This is a genomic window from Pedobacter sp. SYSU D00535 (assembly GCF_017355855.1).
GTDB lineage: Bacteria > Bacteroidota > Bacteroidia > Sphingobacteriales > Sphingobacteriaceae > Desertivirga.
In genome coordinates, this window is record NZ_JAFEWD010000001.1 from 1031237 (window position 1) to 1054605 (window position 23369).

The window sequence follows — 23369 nt, forward strand, 5'->3', positions numbered from 1 at the left end:
CTTTGCATGGTTATCTAAGCTTAAATAAGATTTATATGAAAAAAATAATATTAATATTCACTATTCTGCTAACGGCGGCTCTGCTCTCGCAGGGCCAGACGAAAAAGCCAAAGCCCCTAAAGGTGGGGTATACATTGCCCGCGAATGAAGTTACTTCGGAGAAGATGAAATACGTCAGATCGGTCGGGTTAGAGTCGCTGGAACTTTCGCTTGGTTATCTTATCGACCACAATACCAGAAAGTTTAAGTTCTCAGAGGCTGAAATTCTTGAAACATTGAAAAAGGCAAAGAAGGCTGCTGACGATGCCGGGATAGAGATTTGGTCTATCCATATGCCCTTTGGAAAACACATCGACATCTCGCTAACGCAGGAATCGGAACGGGAGCAGGTAGTGGCCATGCATTCTAAACTTATCGAGTATCTGCGTGTTTTGAAGCCCCGGGTCATCCTTTTCCATCCCAGCTGGTACCTGGGTTTAAATGAGCGCGAAACCCGCAAACAGCAGATGATTCGCTCGGCTGTTGAGCTCAACAAAAAAGTAAGAAAAAGCGGAGCAATCATGGTGGTGGAAAACATGCTTGGATTTGATCTCAAGCTGGATTCTTTGAGAGAAAGGCCACTGTGTCGCACAGTAGACGAAACGGTGGAGATCATGGGTCGCCTACCAACGAATATTTACTCGGCGGTGGACATGAACCATATTAAATATCCTGAGAAGCTGATCCTTGCCATGGGAAAACGCATGCGATCTGTTCATATTGCCGACGGCACAGGAAAGCAGGAAAACCACTGGCTTCCGTGTTCCGGCAAGGGACAAAACAACTGGAATGAGATCCTTCGAGCTTTAGATAAAGTGGGGTATAGAGGGCCTTTCATCTACGAAAGCAAATTCAAGGACGAAAAAGAGCTTAAAGAATGTTACGATACTCTTTATCAAAATGCCTTCGGGGCGCAGGGCTAGGGTAAAAACGACGATGAGCCCGGACCATTTCAAAACAACCGGGCCTAAGTTGAGGATCTGAACAAGTTCAGGAGGAGGAGCGATATCAGGAGGCAGAACATGTCTCCATCTTTCCTCTAAGGTACCCACGATGGTAAGCCTGCTGTCCTCCTCCCTCCTTCTGTCACTTACTGCCGCCGCGATAATGTTAAATCAACTTATCGGGAGTCACAGGAAGCTCACGTATGCGCTTGCCAGTAGCGTTAAATATGGCATTGGTGATTGCCGGGGCAACTCCTATGATCGCAATTTCACCCAAGCCTTTCGTACCCATGGGATCGACAATATAGTCCGGTTTGTCTACAAAATAGACCTCTACCGGCGGCACATCTGCGTGTACGGGAACGTGGTAATCTGCCAGATCTTTAGTAACATATCGCCCGAAGCGGTGATCCATGACGGCATCCTCCTGAAGGGCCATTCCGATTCCTCCGGTAACACCACCGATCATTTGATTGGCTGCTGTTTTCTTGTTGACGATCGTTCCCGCATCGGCGCAGCTTACTACCTTTTTCACGCGGACCTGGCCTGTCATAGGATGTACATGTACTTCTGCAAAATGGACTGAAAAGGAGTATCTGGAGTATTTGGATGCCTCCTGGCTGGGTTTCGAATCCTGCAGCACATCCAGTTCTGTCAAATTCTGCTTCTTCAGAAGTTCGGTGTAAGCCACTTTTACTGACGGCGAGCGGGTGATAGAAAGATGGGCTTTATCGAAAGTGACATCCTCCAATTTCAGATTGGCAAAACGTTTATCTGCTGAAGGAGCCATCTCCAACAGCCGTTCTTTCATTGCCTGGCAGGTTGCCACCACTGCCGAACCTACCGTGGCCACCGTAGCAGACCCTCCCTGGTTAGGCGCCTGGGGAAAATCAGAATTCCCCAACTGGAAGGTGATCTTTTCGGGACTTATACCCAGATGTTCTGATGCGATCTGCACCATGGCAGTACCTGTCCCCGGCCCGATGTCGGTTACTGCACTTTGAAAAACGACCGAACCGTTAGCCAGTAACTTGGCCCGTACAGCTGCAGCGCCGCGATGTGCTCCAAACGTTCCAACTCCCATGCCGTAACCGACCAGCCATTCCCCGGAGCGAACACCGCCCGGTTTCAATGAGCGTTTGCTCCAGCCTATTTTCTCGGCTCCCACCTGTATACACTCCTTCAGGTATTTGGTAGACCAGGGTAGATTTTTTTCGGGATCTGTATCCGTATGGTTCATCAGACGCAGTTGCACAGGATCGATGTTTAAAGCAAAAGCGAGTTCATCTATGGCCGACTCCAAAGCAAAAGCTCCGGTGGCTTCACCTGGTCCGCGCATCCAGATCGGGGTGCTCACGTCTAAAGGCAGAAGCCGGTATTTAGTACCGATATTCGGACTCGTGTACATCATTTTGCTTTGCTGCAACGTTGACTCCGTGAATTCTTCATACGACGATGTCTGCCCTATGGCTTCGTGATAAATGCCTGTCAGCCTGCCATCTTTATCTGCTCCAATACCGATCTTTTGCCAGGTATAGGGACGATAGCCTACCATAAAGAACATCTGTTCGCGGGTGAGCATGACCTTTACCGGGCGTTTCACCATTTTTGCGGCAATAATAGCTGCTGTTTCGTGCGGCCAGTTATGCAGGCCATTTCCGAAAGCTCCGCCTACAAACTCTGAAATCACGCGCACATTCTGGACGGGGATTTTCCATTCGTTAGCAAAAGCCTGTTGTGTCGGCTTGGTTCCCTGCACCTTGTCATAAACAATCAGCTTGTCATCCGCTTCCCAATAGGCCGTTATTGCCTGTAATTCCATGGGATTATGCACTTCCGAGGGATGTACGTACTCGGCCTCAAGCCGGACAGATGCAGTTTTATAGGCATCCGCTTTGCCGCGTTCATAGTCCGCTAAACCTGATTTCGGATTTTTCTTCACAACAGCAGGGACAACAGCTTTTCCTTTGTTCTTCTCGAAGTTGGTTTCGTGTTTCTCTTCCTCGTATTCGGCTTTGACAAGCATCGCTGCATGGCGGGCACGCTCGTAGGTATCAGCTACCACAATCGCTATAGGTTGCCCGTTGGAGTAAACCCGGTTGTTGTAAAAAGCCCGCAAGGGTCTGCCACCGGTAGGTGGTTCTGTTGGGTGCTCATTATCTGCCCAACCAGGAACTTTAATCGCGTTTTCATGAGAAATCACGGCAATTACTCCCGGAGCACGAAGAGCAGCCCGGGAATCTATCGAACGTATTCTCCCTTTGGCAATCGTACTCGATACAACTACTCCATAGCTGAGATTGGGCAACTGGTATTCGGCGGAATAACGTGCAGCTCCTGTTACCTTCAGTTTCCCGTCGACCCGGTTCATCGGATCTCCTATAACTTTATCAAAAAACTTCATGGAAATGTCTGATAGCTTAAACCAATTTTGATGCAACTTTCAAAGCCTGAATAATAGCATTCGGGGTGAGCTTCAACTTATATTCATTGTATTTGAACCCTTTTGCGCCTTTCATCGCCAGTTGCGCCACCTCTCTAAAAGTAGATTCAGAGACTGGTTTTCCAACCAGGGCCCGCTCCGCCTCCGATAAACGCCAGGGCTTATGGGCTACGCCACCAAGAGCGAGCCGGGCATCCCGAATCACTTTTTTTTCTATCTGCAAAGCCGCAGCAACCGATACCAGAGCAAAAGCATAAGAGGCTCGATCACGAACTTTGAGGTAATGGACATTTTTTGCGAAACGGTTATCCGGGATTTCTACCCCAAGTATCAGTTCCCCCGGTAGGAGGTTGGTATCGATCTCTGGTCGGTCTCCAGGCAAGCGATGAAAATCTATAAATGGGATGCGCCTTTGTCCTTTAGGCCCGTCCACCACCACTGTTGCGTCAAGCGCGACAAGGGCCACGCTCATATCACTCGGATGCACTGCAATACATTTTTCGCTAAAGCCGAAAATGGCATGCATCCGGTTAAAGCCTTCCAGCGCACCGCAGCCGCTTCCTGGCTCTCTTTTATTACAGGGCAAAGCAGTATCATAAAAGTAGTGGCAACGAGTGCGCTGGAGCATGTTGCCCCCTACGGTAGCCATATTTCTTATTTGGGCAGAAGCGCCGGCGTTAAGCGCCTGCACCAACAGCGGTTGTTTTTGCTGTACGGTCTTATTTTCGGCCACGGTGCTGTTTAGAGCCAGCGAGCCGATCTTCAGTGATTTACCCTCCGTAGTGATATCTGTAAGAGGTAATCTGGAGATATCTATCAGACGTTCAGGGCTTACAATGCCACGTTTCATCAGGTCGACCAGGTTTGTTCCTCCTGCAATAAACATAGCCGTTTTATCCCTTGAAATGGCATCAAGAGCAGCCTTTGCGGCCGTGGCCCGGGTATATTGAAATTGGATCATACCTTTTTTCCTCCCTTCTTCACTTCCACAATCGCATTTACGATATTAGGATAGGCGCCGCAGCGACAAATATTTCCGCTCATGTACTCCCTGATCTCCTCTTCTGAATCTGCATGGCCCTCACGAATACAGGCTATTGCCGACATGATCTGACCAGGAGTACAATAGCCACACTGAAATCCATCATGCTTCAGAAATGCTTCCTGCATCGGATGTAGTTGATCTCCCTCCGCCAGGCCTTCAATGGTAGTCACTTTCCTGCCATCCTGCATTACGGCCAGGGTAAGGCATGAGAGGACACGGGTACCATTGACGTGGACCGTACAAGCACCGCACTGACCATAGTCGCAGCCTTTTTTTGTTCCCGTAAGATTCAGCTGCTCTCGAAGAAGGTCCAGGAGCGTTACCCTTGGTTCTACCATCAAACTTTTACTAACCCCGTTTACTTCTAACTTCAGCGGGATTTTCTCCAGAGCCTCTGCTAATTTTTCATCCCACTGCGCTTCTGCAGCCTTTAAGGCAATAGAAGGTGTTAGTACTGCTCCGGTAAGAACTGCCGACTGCTTTAAAAAATCTCGCCGGCTATCAGATTTAGATTCGCCGCTTTGCTGATCCCGGGAATTTATTTTAGACATGATAATTAGTTAAATGCTGGATGTAGATAAAAGAATGTTCCACTTGATAAAAGGCCAAAGCGGTTCCTTTGTTTATAGTATTTGCAATTAGATCGTGTTTTCGGCTAGGTGGTCTTGGGGTTCCAACAATCTCTTCGGATGAATAGAATACCGGAGTTTTTTTGAACGCCACAGGCTCAATTAGTCTTGTTCTTTCAAATACTAATCTCTACATTAGTGGTATAACCGATTACTGCCAATTTCAACCTCTTGCCATGACAGACCAAGAATTAAGAGAAATATTAATAAAAGTCTCTTTCGATGAAGATCGTAAGGCCTTTAAGCGGTTATTCTTTTTCTATTACCCTAACATGTTGAAGCTTGCTTCGTCTTTTGTCAAGTCGAATGAGGAGGCTGAAGAGATAGTAGATGATGCGTTTATAAAGATCTGGCAGAACCGCAGTAAGTTATATCAGGTAAACAACCTGAAGGTCTATCTTTTTGTATGTGTAAAAAATCTTTGCTTCAATTACCTTGAAAAGAAAAAAAGGCTTCCGATTATAAGTATTGACGACATTGAATTTGATCCCGCAGAACCGCATGTTTATCCGGAGCAGCGTTTATTCTTTCTTGACGTGCAAAGTCAGGTAGAAGACGCAGTAAAACAACTTACTCCCCAAAGTCAGTTAGTTTTCCGTTTAGTAAAAGAAGAGGGACTTAAGTACCGTGAAGCGGCTCAGGTGTTAAACCTATCCGTTAAAACAGTTGAGTATCACATAGGAAATGCGCTCAAAAAAATCGCCGAAAAGCTTACCGTGGCGGTAAATAAAAAAAAGTAAAAATATATTTAGGGTGTTTTCTGTATTTCCGGTCCTTATAGTGTAAGGCACCTTAAATGGATTCTGGGAAACTTTGGATATTAGTAGGAAAAAAGCTAAGTGGTGAAGCCACTTCGTTGGAACTGCATCAGTTGGAACAGTTCCTTGATGCCGGTTTTTCCGAAATTTATCCGGTCGAAGAGATTGAAAGATACTGGCATCAGAACCCGCTAACTCCCCCCAAAGACATTCAGGCTTATCTTGATAAAAAATGGGACAGGTTTGAACGGAAGTTAGATGAACTTGCAGAGGTTGATGAGCAAGAAAGCAACGATACAGCACCTTACCGATCTTTTAGACCCTACTACTGGATGGGAGCCGCCGCGGTGGCTATCCTGGCTGTCTTATATTCCTTACTACATGTTACCCCCACCCCCTACACCGCTGCCCATATCAATGAGGTTTTTGCTCCCGACCGCGGGATAAGCAAAATCAAGCTTCCCGATGGTACACGTGTTTGGCTTAACTCTGGCAGTAAGCTTTCTTATACCAAAGAATTTGGCGACAAGCTCAGAGAGGTTAAGTTGGAAGGAGAAGCTTATTTTGACGTTGTAAAAGATCCGGAGCATCCTTTCATTGTAAAGACTCACACTATCAATTTAAAGGTATTAGGGACGGCCTTTAATGTAAGAAGTTACTCAAATGAGGAGCTGACAGAAACCTCACTGGTTCATGGAAGTATACAGGTAAACCTGGTTAATTCCAGCGAGAAAGAAATAATACTAAAGCCATCCGAAAAGCTTATTGTAAGCAATAAAGTAGCTGCTCCTCAGCCAGGAAGTAAATCCACCAAAGTGAACGAAGCACCTTTAATTACGCTTCGGTATACGCATAAGTCAGTTAAAGACACTCTGCCATCAGAAGCCTTGTGGCTTGAAAATAAACTTGCCTTTGACTCCGAGCCTTTCATGCAAGTTGCGAAGCGTTTAGAGCGCTGGTATAATGTAGAAATACAAATAAAAAAAGAAGAGCTTTTAGAAAAAGAATTTACCGGAAGGTTTGAGAACGAGTCGCTATCCGAGGCTCTTAGCGCATTACGATTATCCTATAACTTTGACTATAGAATTACCGGAAACCGGGTAATTATATTTTAACTAACAACCAATTGTATAACCTTTAGTAAGACCTGTATGAGAGATAATTAACCCGTATTTTTTAAGGATGAAAAAAGGGAAACGTTGGCGCGTTTCCCCATAGAAGTCAATAAACTATTTAGCTCGTTTCATTAACTAATAGTTCAAATTAACCATTCAAATTTATGCAAAAAAAACATAACTGGGGATCCTATTTCCAGTCGAATTCCCTTTTAAAATTTCTGATTATGTTTAAATGTATCCTTTTACTGGTATTAATCTCAGCAGCGGAGACATTTTCCAAAGGTTACAGTCAGACCACCATAACTCTTCATGCAAATAACGTACCTATTAAGAAGGTCTTACGAGAAATCGAAAGGACTACTGAGTACCGCTTTTTATACAACGATGATGTTATCAGCGGCGCAAAGGTAAGAGATGTGAATGCAAAGAATGCGACGCTGGACGAAGTGATGCAGTCGCTGTTGGAGAATACTGACCTTACGTATAAAAAAACCAGTGGAAACTTAGTGGTTTTATCCGTTAAACCCTCAACGCAAATACTTAATATCACCGGGACGGTTGTCGATAGTAAGGGCGAACCTCTGCCTGGTGTAACGGTAAAAATTAAGGGAACCAATACCGCCACAAGTACCGACGTGAATGGCGTCTTTCGGTTAAATGTTCCTAATGGCGATGAAACCCTGGTCATAAGCTTTATTGGCTTTAAAACTCAGGAAATAGCCGTAAACAGACAGACCTCCCTCAATGTCAGGTTGCAGGAGGATTCCCAATCTCTGGAGCAGGTGATCGTAACGGGATATGGTACCACTACAACAAAGGGTGCTACCACCAGTGCCATCGATGCAATCAGGTCAGAGGAGATTGAAGATCTTCCGGTTGGAAACCTCAGTACAGCACTAGCTGGAAGACTCCTTGGTGCTTCGGTAGATGGTGGCATCACCCGCCCTGGCGCTTCTGCTTCGCTAACGATCAGAAATCCGGTATCGTTAGCCAGAAACCCAATGACGACCCCCTTATATGTCATCGATGACGTAATACAAATTAACGGTCAGACCGGAGCGCCCGATAATACTCTTTTTAACAGCCTGGACGCTTCTGAAATAGAAAGCATCACCATCCTCAAAGATGCTGCAGCAGCAATTTACGGTTCCCGGGCAGCAAACGGTGCTGTGATTGTAAAGACGAAGAGAGGTAAAGAAGGAGCTCCGCGGATAAGCTATAGCGGGCAGTTCGGTTCGAATGACGAAGCTTACAGAACTAAAATGTTAAGCGCCTATGAAATGGGACAGTATGTGAACATTATGAACGGTCCTAACGGATATAACCGAAGCGCTTCTGATCCTCAATATTTCTTCTCTGCCGATGAGCTGGAAACCATGAAAAATTTGAATTACGATTGGCTGGAAGACAACTGGAAAACCTCTTATAACATGAGGCATACTTTCAATGTAAGTGGTGGGGCCAATAATTCAACTTACTTCGCCAATTTCTCTTACTATACACAGGATGGTAATATTGGAAAGCTTGATCACAACCGATATACTTTTCGTGCAGGAGCAGATGTAAACCTGGCTACTGGTCTCAAGGCTGGCTTGCAGGTTTCAGGGAACTTTCAGGATATATCGAGAATTAATAATGAATTGGGTGGTGAAGATGCAGAGCGGGATTATAAGACCCTTATTCAAACTCCTCGTTATATTCCTATGTATGTCGATGGCCTGCCCGTCAGGGTTCCGGGAACGGGATATCATTTCAATGAAATTGAAAGAACAAATAATTACAGAGAAAATGATAACCGCACGACCGTCGTGAATTTGTATGCGGAATATGAGCTGCCTTTCCTTAAAGGCTTAAAAGCTCGTGCTCAGTATGCCAGAACGATGGGTAATGGTACCGACTCGAGGATCGGAGGAAGATATAATACTTATGACTTTGAAACTAAAACAGGAGGAAATAATCACCTGTATGAGGGCGCCACAAATCCACGCCTGGTTGTCATTTCCAATGATAATCGCGTTCGTTTTTTCAATGATCGATCGTATAATACTCAATTTAACTTTTCAACCAGCTACAGCGGTAACATTGGAAAGCACTCATTCGGAGCTTTTGCAACTGTAGAACGGCAGGAGACAGGTTTGAATCGCGAAGAAGTTCGTAAAGAAAACCCTATCATCGGTTCTAATGGTCAGTTAAATACAGCCTTTGGAGAGATTGGCGGTAATTCCACTGCCTTTGAAGGAGGGTCTTTAGGTTACGTCGCCCGGGCTAACTACAGCTTCGACAACAAATACCTTGTTGACCTTATGTTCCGAAGTGATGCATCCACCAAGTTTGCCCCTGAAAACTATTGGGGTAAATTCTATTCTCTTGGCACTGGCTGGGTGATTTCAGAAGAGAATTTCTTTAATATTTCGGCGGTCGACTTCCTTAAAATACGGTACTCAATAGGCCTACTAGGCGCTGACGATACTGAATTATGGACTTGGAGACAACGCTATACCTACCAGAATGGGAAAGGCGGTGTTTTTGGCACAGCTACAAATATACCGGCTGGTACCGGGATGAAAATGGAAGCGTCTCCTAACCGCGATCAAACCTGGAGTAGTCAGGTTAAGCACAATCTGGGTTTAGACGCACGTTTTTTACAGTCGCGTCTTTCTGCTACCGTTGAAGGATTTTTCACAAGAGCTACTGACCTATTGTTGATTCCTACTGCAGGTATCCCTGCCACGGCGGGCGGATCAGTGGCGGCACAAAACTTTGGAGCGGGTGACCTTTTTGGCTATGAGATAGCTTTGGGATGGAACGCTACGATTGGAAGGAAATTTACCTATGGAATAGACACCCGATTCCAATGGTACGATAATAGAATGCACTCCGGTAACTTCAACAGTACACAGGCTGCGTTTCCATGGTTAGCTCAGCCAGGACAGTCAAGTGATAATGGCCAATGGGGGTATGATTACCTGGGGATGTTCCGGGATCAGGCGGAAATAGATGCCTATGTACAGCAGTATAAAATCACCCAAGTGACCGACCTTAACGGTGGCAACGCGGTTTTAGCCTCACAGTTTAAGCCGGGGATGCTTTACTATCGTGACGTAAGAGGAGCATTACAGGCCGATGGCACTTTTGCCGGACCTGACGGCATAATCAACGGGAATGACCGGGTTCAATTGTCAAAGAAGGCCCAGAATCATTATAGCTTTGGAACAACCTTAAAAGCAGCTTATAAAGGATTTAGCCTTGATGCCGTAATCAGTGGATCGTTTGGTGGCTGGGCTGAGCATACAGGTAGAAGTGCTATGGACTCCAGAATTATTGAATTAGATCAGAACCAACCGGCCCTGTGGAACAACATTTACGACCCGGTATTAAATCCGGGCGGCACTCTGCCCAATCCGGCATTCAATGTTAATTATTCTCCGTCTTCTCAATTCTGGCGCGTGAGTTCTTTCAGAATGAGAATGAATAATTTCAACGTCAGTTACAGTGTACCGCAAAGTATTGCCAAGACTTTGCGGGTGCGTAATGCGCGTGTTTCCTTAACTGCTATGAATCCGTTCAATCTTGCTAATCCGTATGACTACAGAGATTCTCAGGTGGGTTGGGACTTATATCCTGTTATAAGAACTTATTCTCTGGGGGTTAACTTGTCATTATAATTAGGTGTCTCTGATATTAATAAAAAAGATATGAAACTATATAAAATTCTATTAACTCTCAGCGTCCTCTCCCTGGTATTTAATAGTTGTAAAGACGATTTTTTAGAAGAGAAAGGCGATCTGACAGGGGTTAACGAAGAAGTGTTTAAAGATCCGTTCATGGCTCAAGCCTACGTGGATTATATATACGGCTTGTTTCAGCCAGCAGATAATGCAAACGCTTTTATACACAATCAGAATGGTAGACGAGGAGAATATAACGACGACTTGACTCAAACGAGCGAAGAGTTAGGGGGACAATCTGATTGGAACAGACCATGGAATAGCATAGAGGCCAATCAAGCCCATGCTTCGGAATATTTTGGCGAAGGGCCTCAAACAGGAGCTCAAAATAATTCCTGGACTAGATTAAGGCAAATTAATCTGTTCCTTGATGAAATTGATAAGCATGGTTTACCAGAAGAGACCAGAACAAGACTGAAGGGTCAACTACTTTTCTGGAGGGCCTACCAATACTTTGAGTTTTTGAGACGCTTTGGAGGAGTGCCTTTGATTCTTACTGCTCAACCTCCCTTAAAGGACGATCCTAGTGTACAAACCCCGCGCAGTTCGTCCTCTGCTACACTTGAGCAAATTGTGAAGGATTTAGATGCTGCTATTAATATGCTACCTCCCCGGTGGCCAAATGCCAGCGCGGATTGGGGTAGAATAACAAGCGGCGCTGCAGCTGCTCTGAAAGGCAGGGTGCTTCTTACCTGGGCTAGTCCGCTATTCAATCGTACCGATGATAAGGCTCGGTGGCAGCGGTCATACGATGCGAATAAGGCGGCATTCGATTTACTAAAGGCTAATGGCTTCGGACTCTACGAAAAAGGAACGTTGGCAAATGCTACAGCTTGGGAGCAGATGTTTTTTGACCAGGGTGCAGATAATCCTGAGGCGGTAATCGTAATTAACTTTAATAGCACTACAACCGATCAGTTACAGCGCAACAATGGTACGGAAAGAGCTGCAAGATCTAAAGAAGTGCTGGGAGACGGAGGGATATCTCCTACTAAGCAAATGCTTGATGCTTTCCCTATGAAGGACGGCAAAATGATCAGTGACCCGACATCGGGATATGACGCAAAGAAGTTCTACAAGAACAGAGATCCGCGCTTCTACAAGACCTTCGTCTATAATGGGGCTGTGTGGCCATACGGAGGAAATTCAACATTCAGGCAGTGGACTTATTCCTGGTTTACGAACGCCACAGCTGCAACCAGAAACGAACCAAATAAATACACGGAAACAAGAGGTCCTAATGCTACGGGCATCTATCTGAGGAAAGGAACAAATCCAACGGCAAGCAATCAGGATAATTTCCAGTATAGTGCGACGGATTTCATGGAGATGCGCTTTGCGGAGGTTGTTTTAAACCTTGCAGAATCGGCAATTGGTATCGATAAGCTGTCTGAAGGCTTGGGCCACATCAGAGATATCAGACGACGTGCAGGTTTCGAATCTAACGGAGGTACCTATGGTATTACTAATGTGGTAAGCCGTGACGAACATTTTGCAGCAGTGCTAAACGAAAGAAAGATCGAATTTGCGTATGAGGGCAAGCGTTTTTGGGATTTGAAACGGTGGATGTTGTTTTACGAGCATCCGGAAGTGCATACCGTGAGTCGGTTAAAGATGCAACCGCTCAATGGTACACGAAGAACCGGACTATGGATTTATGTAAAAAACACGAACGGGACTAAGTACGTCGGAAACGACGACCCATTGTTAAAAAGGGCGAATGGAACAGTGCCGGTTGTCGAACGTGAACCCGCGCCGCTGCCAAATGGCTTTGCAACATATGATGCTTATTTAGATCACTTATATGATAATTATTTCGAAGTGATTGAAAGAGATAATGTCGATCCGACTAACCCGGCCGACTGGAAATTTACCTGGTATAATGAATACTACTTTATGGGTATTCATCAAAACGTCTTACTAGCTTCGCCTTATCTCGAACAAACACAAGGCTGGAAGAACCATCTAGGGCAATCTGGAACCTTTGATCCTCTGAAATAATCACATACTACATGCCATAAAGGGTGCCGCTCGCACCCCTTTTATGGCATGTTATTTAACCACGTTTTACCCGTTTACTATGTATAAAATCCTAGGGATCCCTCCCGTATTAGTTACTCTACTTTTAGTTGCTACTACTATTTATTCAGCTTCAGCACAGTTTCCTAAGTTAACCGCCAGTAAATCGCCCACAAATGATACGATCTTGGGTAACACCAAGGCTCTCTCAGACAAGGCCTGGGAAAGGGCAAAAATCATCATTGACCGGGATGCAAGGCTTGGCAAGCCATTCATAGAATGGGCCTCCTCTCCTAACGACCTACCCCAGGCTGATATTCCGGCTTTTCCGGGAGCAGAAGGAGGAGGTGCCTATTCCTTTGGCGGGCGGGGCGGCCGTGTTTTTGTTGTTAAGAGCCTAAACGACAGCGGTCCGGGCACACTTCGGGAAGCATGCGAAGAGGGTGGTGCAAGGATAATTGTTTTCAATGTTGCTGGCATCATCCGTTTAACAAGTCCTATTGTAGTTCGTGCCCCGTATATAACCATAGCCGGGAATACAGCTCCGGGCGATGGCGTATGTATAGCCGGTGAATCCATTTGGGTTAACACCCATGACGTTGTAATCCGGCATATGAGATTCCGCCGTGGCGAGACCGACTATAACCGGCGCGATGATGCTATCGGAGGCAATCCAATCGGCAATATTATTCTTGATCATGTATCAGGAAGTTGGGGCTTAGACGAAAACATGTCCTGGTACCGCCACATGTATGATCCGGGAGATGGAAAGCCGCAAAAACTTCCAACAGTAAATATCACTATTCAAAACTCCATCTTTTCTGAAGCGTTAAACACCTATAACCACGCCTTTGGCAGTACTATTGGCGGAATCAACAGCACATTTGCACGAAACCTTTGGGCAAATAACATCGCCAGAAACCCTTCCATAGGCATGTATGGAGACTTCTCGCTCATAAACAATGTAATCTATAACTGGCGGCAAAGATCGGCTGACGGCGGTGACCACCGTTCAATGTTCAATGTGATCAATAACTACTACAAACCCGGACCAACAACTCCAAAAGACAAACCTGCCGGTTATCGTATCCTAAAGCCTGAGGGCAACAGGGCAGTTAAAGACACACTCTTCCTCGGCAGGGCCTATGTTAACGGAAACATTATGGATGGAAATGCGCGTGTGACAAACAACAATTGGGATGGAGGAGTACAAGTTGCTGAACTGCCTGATGCCGGTAAATATGTAGACTATATAAAGGTAAACAAGCCGTTTCCGATGGCTCCGGTAACCGTAATGTCCGCTAAGGAGGCCTATGATGCCGTGCTAAGAAATTCCGGAGCCGTACTCCCTAAGAGAGACGCTGTAGACATCAGGGTGATCAATGAAGTTCAAACAGGAAAAGCAACTTATAAAGATGGTATCATAACAGATATAGCCCAGGTAGGCGGATATCCTCAATATAAAGGGACACCTTATAGAGACTCGGATAATGACGGAATGCCTGACGCCTGGGAAACTAAGTATGGCTTGAATCCTAACGATGCGAAAGATGCTATTACCGATATCAACGGCGACGGCTACACTAACATTGAAAAGTATATCTATAACATTGAGCCGACGAAGAAAGTGAATTGGAAGGATATCAGGAATAATAGGGATACCTTAATTTACTAGCGCACCGCGCTTGTTTGTTAATTGCCTATAGCGGCGAAAGCCTCTTTTTTCAAACGTATACAGATAGATATGAAAACTAAATTCACACGACCCACCCTGGCGCTTCTGGCGCTTCTGCTTGCGACAACAGCACAAGCCCAGGAAACACCCTTTGAAGAGGTCGCAAAAACAAGAGCTGATAAAATTGTGTCGGTACTTGATGTCTATATCAAAGATAAGACGACTCGCATAAGAGATCATATTGCAAATCAATATATTGCGCTTCATAAACTCCATGACGTTAGAGACAAAAAGATTGAAAGTGCACGAAAGAATACCGATTCAACGCAGCAATTAGAGACTATAAAAAGGGAATCAGAGATAGCGATTGCTGATTTACACAAAACATTTTTGACCAAATTATCCAGAGAGATAGACAGAGAACAAGTGGCGAGGGTGAAAGACGGGATGACCTACAATGTTGTCCCCATTACTTTTTCAAACTATTTACTGATGATGCCTTACCTTAACCAGAAGCAGCAAAATCAGATAATGGACTTCCTTGTTGAAGCCCGAGAATATGCTATGGACGGTGGTTCATCTGAAGAGAAACATCGATGGTTCGGAAAATACAAAGGTAAAATAACTAACTACCTGGCCGCGGAGGGCTTCGACTTGAAGAAGGAAAGCAATAACTGGGCTATCCGTCGGAATACTAAAGGGGAAGCTTTTGAAATAGTTCAGTCCAATCGGATCATCAAAGCATTAACCTTTGACAACGAAGCTAAGAAAGAATCAACAAGAAATTTGATCGCTCACCAATACCAACAGATCCAGGAGCTGTCCAATGCAAGAGACTCACAAATGATCGAAATCAGAAAGCGGATATTAAATAAAGAGGAAGCGGACATTGCAGAGGCTGAAATTTGGGGACGGTATAAGAAGAAGTTGGATGACCAACGAGACCTTTTTGTTCACACGCTCTTTAAGTTTCTGAATTCAGACCAGGTGGAGATCGTTAAAAATGAGATGACCGGACATGAGCTTAAGAAAGAATATTCTAAATTTTTGGACTTGTTACCAGAAATGACGGAGCTCCAAAAGAAAAAAGTGTATGAATATATGCTACAGGCCAGAGATAATGCGATGAACGTTGTAACGTCAAAAGACAGGGAACAATGGTTCGCCAAATACAGAGGAAGAGCCAACAACTACCTGGCCGGTCAAAACTATGATCTCAGGAAAGCAACAGAAGAATTAGAAAAACGAACGGGCAGCACTTCCAACTAGGAAGTGCGCCGTCTATAACTAGCAAACATAAAAACCAAAGGGCAACCTAAACAAAATAGCAGTTATGATCCTTTAAACAGCCATGTTGGTTGCCTTAAGGATCCTCATAATATTCCAGCATTGCCAAGAATAACCTATCCAGCTAAGGCCCGCTATCAATTTCTAAGCCTTAAAAAAAACCAGCCCCTACGTGCCGTTCGAGCTACGCTATACTATCTATCTAAAGTTGATGACGGAGGTGGCTCGAACGATTGTTCGAATGTTTACAACCTCCAATAGGTATAGCATCCCCCTAAAAAGATATCTATCTTATATCGATAGGAAGATTTACTGTAAATGTAGAACCCTGGCCTACTCTTGATTCTACAGCGAGTTCGCCACCCTGCTGGTTAATAAGATGCAACAGTGCGTTTAGTCCCAGCCCAAATCCTTTTTCCCCAACCGTTCCCTGAGCTGAATTTATCTTTCCGCACTTTATCAACTCGATTCTTTCCTGCTCCATTCCAACTCCTGTATCCGATACCTCTATTTTTAATTTCCAGTCTTGCTCTGCGTTCAGCAACTCCAAGCTAACCTTTACTTGTCCTCCCGGCTGGGTAAACTTAATCGAATTAGAGACCAGATTCCCGATGATTTGAAGCAAGCCAGTGCTTGTAAAGACGGTGAGCTCTGCCTCTGGCTGCGTTTCAACTGTAAATCCGATATTTTTACTTTTAGCTTGTGAAGCAAATAGTGCATCGAGCTTAGCCGCCAGGTCTCGCTGGCTAATAACCGGGAGGTTATCTCCATTTTCCTGAAGGATCTCATCTGCCAGCTCCAGAAGGGTTTTACTGCTATCATAAATAAGTCCTGCAATTTCTTTCACCTCATCAGCAGGCATTTCTTCGTCCGTAACTACCGCTTCCGAAAGTCCCATGATACCTCCTATTGGCCCCCTGATATCATGAGCGACTCTTTTGTTCTTATGCTTTAATGCTGCTACTTTCTTCGTTAAATCCGCAATGGCGCGTATCGACTCCAAACGCTTCACCACCTCGTTTCCAATAATTTTCAATAGCGCAATTTGTTCTTCCGACAATTGTTTAGTCTCGTGATGTAAGACGCAGAAAGCGCCGACGTTATGACCATCTTTTGTTGTTAATGGAACTCCATAGTAATATTTCAGATCAGGATTGTTTTTCACAAAACTAAGATCTCTTACTCGTTCGTCTGTATTCAAATCGGATACTTCCAGATCTTCACCCGATTCGATCACATACTGACATATGGATTCCTCCCTCGGACATTGAGATGGGCCCTGATTATTGGCAGCGACGGTCCATTGCGTATAGGTATCGATCAAGTTTACCACCGATTGTTGAGTACCTGTAATACTTGAGGCGAGGATAGTCAGATCGCTAAATACATCGTTAAGACCGGAAAAATCCAAATCCATTTCCGACAGAGCAATAAGCCTTTTTAGTTCAGTTTCGCGAACCCGATCGACAGGTGTAGCACTCATTTGATATGATATTGTTTTTCCAGCAATACGACTGTTTTTTGAAATAGTTGCGTTTTATATTCAACACACAATACATGCCAGCAATTGGCGCGACAGGATCTAAAAAAACAGTCCCGGAAGAGTTGCTTAAACTCCTCCGGGACTCTGTAAGCTAAAAGCCCTTCTTTCTATTTATCACGGCCGGCCCTCTAAAGACGCTCCTATTCACGTCTCTGATCGAAAACTTCTCATTTCTTTGGCCACTCACTCTTCAGTAGGAAATGGTAGGTACTATTGATCGCGTTCGGTTTTGCTTTTAAAATTTCTAATTTCTCATTTTGCAGCAAACGGATCATTTCCGCACCGGCATAGAGCACCGGACCATAGCCATGAGTGGCATAGATGCTTTTTCCTCTGTGATAGTAGTAGGTGTTGTCATGAGCAAAAGTAGTTCCCTCCACGGTATCGTCTACGGCACCGTTAGGACGAACCTTCGTGCTGATTGCATTCCAACCCGTGAGTGCCACGGGACCGTAAACATGGCTGATCCATCCCTCGTTAATTCCTTTTGCGATGGCATAGGTGAACATGGCGGTGCAGGAGGTCTCCTGGTAGGTATCCGGCTTATCCAGTAGATTATGCCAGAAGCCGGCGCCGTCCTGGAGGTTGGCCAGACTCCGTACCATGGAGCGATACAGATGAAGGATCTTGTCTCTGCCTTTATGCTTCTCCGGCAGCACACTTAGCAGCTCTGCCATTGCCATGAGCGTCCATCCGTTCGCTCTTCCCCAATAGAAGCGGGGATCATAGGCAGCGGAAGTGGCGTTCCAGCCATGATCGAACAATTCCTTCTCGGGAACATACAGCCGCTCTCCCATTTGCAGCACTTGTTTCACTGCATCATCAAAATACTTTTTCTTCCCGGTCAATACTCCCATATTGGCCAGAAAGGGAACACTCATGTACATATCGTCAGCCCATACGGAGGTGTATTGAGGCCGGTTACGTGCCAGCGTACCGTCGGCCAGGCGGTACTGGTTCCGCGAAACGTGCTCATCCACCCTATTGATCATCGGAAGATACTTCTCGTTCTTGTTGTTCAGATACGTTTTGATCATGGCGGCACCGATAGAGCCACAATCATCCAGGGCCTCAAAATGAAGAATGCGTCCCCAGTTGCCTATCTTTTCTCCGGCTTCCCAAGAGGTGTTCTTCTGAAAATAAGGAAGATGCGTGACCACGTAATCGTAAAACTTGGTATTTAGCGCCACATAGCTTTGATCGCCGGTCACTTTGCTTATATAGTCGAAAGCCGACAAAACTACACCGTGAGTATAAGACCATTCACTCGAGAAGCCGTTAGACGGCCTCGCCAAGGGATTGAAGGTCCCGAAATTCGTAATCCTTTCTCCTGTTTTGGAGTTCACGATGGTCTGGGGACTGCTTGCTTCGTAATAGGTTCTTACCCGCTTAAGTACTCCTTTTACATTTTCTACCGAGGGAAGATCGTAAGAAATGGGGTAGTCAGGAACCCGGCCAGCCGCAGTTTCCTCCTGCCCGAAGACGGTGCTGGTGTAAATTGGGGCAAGAAATGAAATTATAACAACTTTCCGGCTGAACTTCCGAGCCGCAGGAACTACCCTCTTATAAATAGCATGACTAGTTTGAATATCGATTTTCATGATGTCTTATCAACTAAAAAAGGCAAAAATTGGCGAGCTGAATGTACAGAATCTGCAGGCAACTTGCGTCGCTTGTCGCGTTTATCCAACAATAACTTTACAATCGGTCGGAGGTACTATGGTTATTTGATGTTGTTTAAGTATTTCTCCAACATGGTAAAGCCGTCAGCTGCTATACGGTTCCCGTCCTCGGGATTTTGCGTGTCCAGGCCATTTTCCAGCTCCCATTTATCCGGCATACCATCACGATCTGTATCAGCAGGGGCTGAGACAGAATTGAGTTTGGGCCACCCCCCCACATCGTTTTGAGATTTGATGATTTTTCCCCTGTGTGTCCTGATATCGCTGACAATACGAACATCAACAGCGTCGCGTTTAGGGAGCGTTGCCCCTCCTGTTTCCAACACCCGCTTGTACGCCGTCACTGCATCCTCTGTTTGAACCGGCCCCGTTTCCAGCGGCTCCTTCTGCTTATAGGCTGCCACCTGTTCAGAGGTCCAACTTTCTTTGAATTTCACCAGGTTCCAGGGATTGACGGGAAGTTTTCCGTTGTAGTAATTTCCTGCAAAATAGCCGCGGTTGTATGGCGAGCCCTCAGCATAGGCAAATCCTTCAGTTTTAGAATCGACTCCGGGAATCAGGTAGTTGTTTACATAATTGAGGCGCGTAACACTTTGCTTATCGGCGTTATAGCCGGCATGCTCTCCTCCCCAGTTATAAATAACATTATTCCTAAAATCAAGTAATAGTCCCTGCGGATCCTTGTCGTAAGGGTTGGAGTCATAATTGCCGGGACGAGGATTCCGACCGCGGTTGTTGGCATACAGATTATGAAGGAAGCTATATTTTGCCCCTCCTGTTCCACGAATTAAAGAACCGAAACCATGATTATCCGGATTCAGGGCCTCTGTGATGAAACACCATTGCACCGTCACCCTGCTGAGATCTGGATGCCGGGTAGAAGCGGATAATATTTCATCCAGGCTCCAGCTTGCGGAACAATGATCCACTATGATATCATGTCCTTTGGAGATACCGATAGCATCTTTCCCCTGCAGACTGCCTTGTCCGTGGGATCGGTCGCCCAAACGTACTCGAATATAGCGAACGATTACGTCGTGCGTGCTGATCTCCAGTGTTTCACCTTTCAGACAAATACCATCTCCAGGAGCAGCTTGTCCCGCGATAGTGATATAGGGTTGTGTGATCTCTAACCGGCTTTTCAGTTCAATAGTTCCGGATATTCCAAAGACCACTGTTCGGGGTCCCTCCTGCTCTACCGCCCAGCGTAAAGTCCCTGGACCCTTATCATCCAAACTAGTAACGTACAGCACCTTCCCGCCGCGTCCGCCTTTTGCATAAGCACCAAAGCCGTCGGCGCCGGGAAAAGCCAGCTGCTGTGCATAGCTGGCAGATTGCAGTACTACAGAAAAAATAAGTGGCCAAAAAAGTCTTTTCATCATATTCGATTCTCCTACGCTCGTTAGCGCGAAAAACGAATATAGCATCTTCCCGACTGATGGAGGCATAAAGTTCGGGATTCTTTGAATTTACGACATGGGATACAGATATGCAGTTCTGAGAGGGATGTACCTTTTGAAAATAGGATAATAGCGTAATTTTTGATGGCCATCAGCACAGCGACGCCAATCAACACCGCGGCAACCATCTTCACGGCACTATTGATCGTAGAGGCTATCGGCTCTGACCGGAGCAGGAATTTAAAGGTTAGGCGCCATCCGAAAAAAGACTAGTGTAAATATCCGGCCTGTCTTAGCAACAGTGACCGGTATTTATTGAATATTCTGGTTTTTGAGACGAAGCCCAGGTACTTGTTCTCGGCGTTCACTACCGGCAGTATCCACACCTCATCCTTCTCCATCTTTTTCATGACAACTTTCATCGAGTCGGAAAGAAGCAGGATATTGGGTGGTGCCTGCATCAGGTCTTTTATCCTGCGCTCTCCTTTCTTATCCAACAGTTCGTCAAACAGCTGCTCACTATAGGCAAGGCCAAGCAGCTTTCCATCCTCATCCAAAACGGGGAAGACATTTCGTTTTGAGTGAATAATTTCGTTGCGTCTTGCCAGCGGACTTTCCTCCGGCTTCAAGGGCACAAAATCTTTATCGATCAAATACTTAAGCTTCATCATTTGCAGAATCGTACTATCTTTGTCCTCGTGCGATAGCAACTCTCCCTTCTCAGCCAGCACCTTGGTATACATAGAATACTTCAGATTTTTGCGGCTCACAAAATAAGCGATGGCGGAGACAATCATGAGTGGAGTCATCAGCTCGTAACCTCCCGTTATCTCAGCAATTAAGAAAATTCCTGTCAGCGGGGCATGCATGATGCTGCTTAGCGCAGCAGCCATTCCGGCAACTATAAAATTGGAAGTATTCAGGGTAATCATGCCGGTTTGATTGATGGAATGCGCAAACACAAAGCCGCCAAGTCCACCCATAATTAAGCTCGGCCCAAACACGCCTCCGTTTCCTCCCGCTGCCAGTGTGATCAGCGTGGCGAAGGACTTGGCAAAGATGGTAAAGAGACCGAAAAATATAATAAAGACGGGAAGGGTATCGTACTCTGAGAAAAGGCTGTTGCTGGCTAATACGCTATGCTGCCCGGCAAGCAGCTGTTCAATGGTGATGTAACCTTCTCCGTAAAGTGATGGAAATATAAAGATCAGCCCACCCAAGAGAAGACCACCGACTATCGCCCTCGTGTAATCATTTTTGATTTTTTTAAAGCGATCCTTTATAAAGAACGACAAGCGGGTTACATAGATGGCAAACAGCCCAATGAGGAGGGCCATCAGCACGTAAAAAGGTATCGCTGCAAATTCCCATCCTTCAGTTACCAAAAAGAAAAGTTGCTCCTTGTAAAACAGACGAGCCACTACCGAAGCCGTGGCAGCGGAAATGAGCAGAGGAATAAATGCAGGAATAGAGAACTCGGGAAGCAGGACTTCGATCGCGAATACAATCCCGGCTACCGGACTATTAAAGGCTCCGGCAATACCGGATGCTGCTCCACACGCCAGCAACAAGGTAACTTCCCTGTACTGCAGCCCGAATAAGCGGCCAACATTTGAACCAATGGCGGAACCGCTGGTGACAATAGGGGCTTCCAGTCCTGTCGACCCGCCGAAGCCAACGGTGAGAGCACTGGTGATTATCTGCGAATAAATGTTATGAACGTCTATTCTGCTCGACTTCCTGGATATGCTGAAAAGGATTTGCGTTAAGCCGGTTTCAAACTTACTTTTTCTGATAAAGCGCTTGACATACGTTACCGAGAGAAGGATACCGGCCAAGGGAAAAAATAAATAGAGAAAGTATTTATACTTCCACTGAAAATCATTTTGCAGGAAGTCGGCGATATTATGACTAAGCGATTTTAATAAGGATGCCGCCAGCCCTCCCGCGATCCCTACCACTACCGCAGCAACAATCAGAAAATCACGATTAGATATCTGCCGGAGGCGGAAGTTGTTGACCTGGGCGTAAATTTCCTTTAGTTTCTCATATATCATGTAAAGTGCCTGAACTAAGTGTGCCGGGAATAATAACAAAAATTATCGAAGCAATATTCTCTAACTGAAACTTTTTGCTTCCGAAGCCATTTCCCTACCCTTTTCCCGACAGTACGACTGCTTTTAAATTCCCCATCAATACTATAACAAGTATTACTTGCTTACCCCAGCCTCTTGCTTTTTTAGATATAGTTCATTCACCAGGATCAGTACAATTAGCACCAGGGGCGTGTAGGTTTTTTTGGCCGGGGCCGGTTGAAAGGCAAAATTTATGCTACGATGCTACCGGGGATCTATGGACAGCGTAAGGATCATTACCATTTTCGCATTCCTGTTCTCCAAAAGAACCTGCCCCGAATCTAAGCTCCTCAACCCGTCCACTCCCTTCGATAAAGGCGGATCTGGTCGTATCTTTAGCGTTGCCCGATGTAGAAAGACATTACCTTTCGAAGTAACCAAGAGATCAAACCCCTGGTCCCGATTTCACTGAAACAACTAAGCAGCCATCTTTCGGCACTCTTCTGCACAAGCCTTACAGATTCGTGCACATTCCTGGCAATGTTCCATTTGATGTTTGCTGCATTCTTCGCCGCAGGCTTCACAGATATCGGCGCAGATTGCACAAAGCTGCTTCGCCTGCGTACTCCCCATGCTCATAAGCTGAGCGGAGGCATAGCAGATTGTCGCACACTGCATATCCAGCTCTATACAACGAGCCATCATTTTCACGTCCTCTTCCTTTACACAGGAGCTTGCACAATGATTACAAACCGCAGCACATTGCAGGCAGGCGTCGATACATGATTTCCATTCGTGATATCCCATAGCTTTCCATTTTAGATGTACAGGGTTAACAGCACGTATCTGGCGTGGTTTAGATTAAAAGAAAAATGGGCTGTGATTGGAGGTTAAAACTTCACGCTCAAGACTGGCACCGGTGAAGCCTCAACTTGATCTAACCAAGGCTAAACCCTTCCCGTGAATTATTTTTTTTTGATGATA

15 protein-coding genes are annotated in these 23369 nt (G+C 45.6%); 7 read left to right on the plus strand and 8 right to left on the minus strand.

The features are described from left to right. The first annotated feature begins 35 nt into the window (after positions 1–35). On the plus strand, positions 36–962 hold the full coding sequence (locus J4N23_RS04225) for a sugar phosphate isomerase/epimerase (protein ID WP_207425747.1): 927 nt from the start codon (positions 36–38) through the stop codon (positions 960–962). Between the two features lie 187 nt (positions 963–1149). Here the strand turns inward: J4N23_RS04225 and J4N23_RS04230 are convergent, their stop codons facing one another. The 3 genes from J4N23_RS04230 to J4N23_RS04240 are packed head-to-tail and all read right to left on the minus strand — an operon-like array spanning position 1150 to position 5022. Beyond that, positions 1150–3387: a xanthine dehydrogenase family protein molybdopterin-binding subunit gene (locus J4N23_RS04230; protein WP_207425748.1), complete on the minus strand. Its 2238-nt coding sequence runs from the start codon at positions 3385–3387 to the stop codon at positions 1150–1152. A 16-nt stretch (positions 3388–3403) separates the two neighbouring features. Continuing rightward, entirely contained in the window at positions 3404–4387 is a 984-nt protein-coding gene (locus J4N23_RS04235; RefSeq protein WP_207425749.1) for a xanthine dehydrogenase family protein subunit M, read from the minus strand. Then, positions 4384–5022, minus strand: a complete 639-nt coding sequence (locus J4N23_RS04240; RefSeq protein WP_207425750.1) for a (2Fe-2S)-binding protein — start codon at positions 5020–5022, stop codon at positions 4384–4386. The genes J4N23_RS04235 and J4N23_RS04240 overlap by 4 nt, the downstream gene beginning before the upstream one ends. Positions 5023–5276: 254 nt before the next feature. Between J4N23_RS04240 and J4N23_RS04245 the strand changes: the two genes are divergently transcribed. From J4N23_RS04245 to J4N23_RS04270, 6 genes are all read left to right on the plus strand, one after another. After that, the gene (locus tag J4N23_RS04245) at positions 5277–5840 is read left to right on the plus strand and encodes an RNA polymerase sigma-70 factor (protein ID WP_207425751.1); all 564 of its coding nucleotides are present in this window, start codon (positions 5277–5279) and stop codon (positions 5838–5840) included. A 56-nt stretch (positions 5841–5896) separates the two neighbouring features. After that, complete coding sequence (locus J4N23_RS04250; protein WP_207425752.1) at positions 5897–6973, plus strand: FecR family protein; 1077 nt, start codon at positions 5897–5899, stop codon at positions 6971–6973. A 227-nt stretch (positions 6974–7200) separates the two neighbouring features. Continuing rightward, positions 7201–10641, plus strand: coding sequence for a SusC/RagA family TonB-linked outer membrane protein (locus J4N23_RS04255; RefSeq protein ID WP_207425753.1), 3441 nt, complete (start codon positions 7201–7203; stop codon positions 10639–10641). 30 nt (positions 10642–10671) lie between these two features. Further along, positions 10672–12705 (plus strand): RagB/SusD family nutrient uptake outer membrane protein, encoded by a 2034-nt coding sequence (locus J4N23_RS04260; RefSeq protein ID WP_207425754.1) that lies wholly within the window; start codon positions 10672–10674, stop codon positions 12703–12705. A 79-nt stretch (positions 12706–12784) separates the two neighbouring features. After that, positions 12785–14398: a polysaccharide lyase gene (locus J4N23_RS04265; RefSeq protein ID WP_207425755.1), complete on the plus strand. Its 1614-nt coding sequence runs from the start codon at positions 12785–12787 to the stop codon at positions 14396–14398. Between the two features lie 69 nt (positions 14399–14467). Beyond that, positions 14468–15667, plus strand: a complete 1200-nt coding sequence (locus J4N23_RS04270) for a DUF3826 domain-containing protein (RefSeq protein ID WP_207425756.1) — start codon at positions 14468–14470, stop codon at positions 15665–15667. A 304-nt stretch (positions 15668–15971) separates the two neighbouring features. Here the strand turns inward: J4N23_RS04270 and J4N23_RS04275 are convergent, their stop codons facing one another. The 5 genes from J4N23_RS04275 to J4N23_RS21200 form a co-directional block, all read right to left on the minus strand. After that, positions 15972–17168, minus strand: a complete 1197-nt coding sequence (locus J4N23_RS04275; protein ID WP_207425757.1) for a GAF domain-containing sensor histidine kinase — start codon at positions 17166–17168, stop codon at positions 15972–15974. A gap of 227 nt (positions 17169–17395) precedes the next feature. After that, positions 17396–18829, minus strand: coding sequence for a glycoside hydrolase family 105 protein (locus tag J4N23_RS04280; RefSeq protein ID WP_207425758.1), 1434 nt, complete (start codon positions 18827–18829; stop codon positions 17396–17398). A gap of 122 nt (positions 18830–18951) precedes the next feature. Further along, positions 18952–20292 carry a polysaccharide lyase family 1 protein gene (locus tag J4N23_RS04285; protein ID WP_207425759.1) on the minus strand — a complete coding sequence of 447 codons (1341 nt, stop codon included), beginning with the start codon at positions 20290–20292 and terminating at the stop codon, positions 18952–18954. A gap of 287 nt (positions 20293–20579) precedes the next feature. After that, positions 20580–22367 (minus strand): chloride channel protein, encoded by a 1788-nt coding sequence (locus J4N23_RS04290; RefSeq protein WP_207425760.1) that lies wholly within the window; start codon positions 22365–22367, stop codon positions 20580–20582. Between the two features lie 495 nt (positions 22368–22862). Continuing rightward, positions 22863–23192, minus strand: a complete 330-nt coding sequence (locus J4N23_RS21200; protein WP_207425761.1) for a four-helix bundle copper-binding protein — start codon at positions 23190–23192, stop codon at positions 22863–22865. Between the last annotated feature and the right edge of the window lie 177 nt (positions 23193–23369).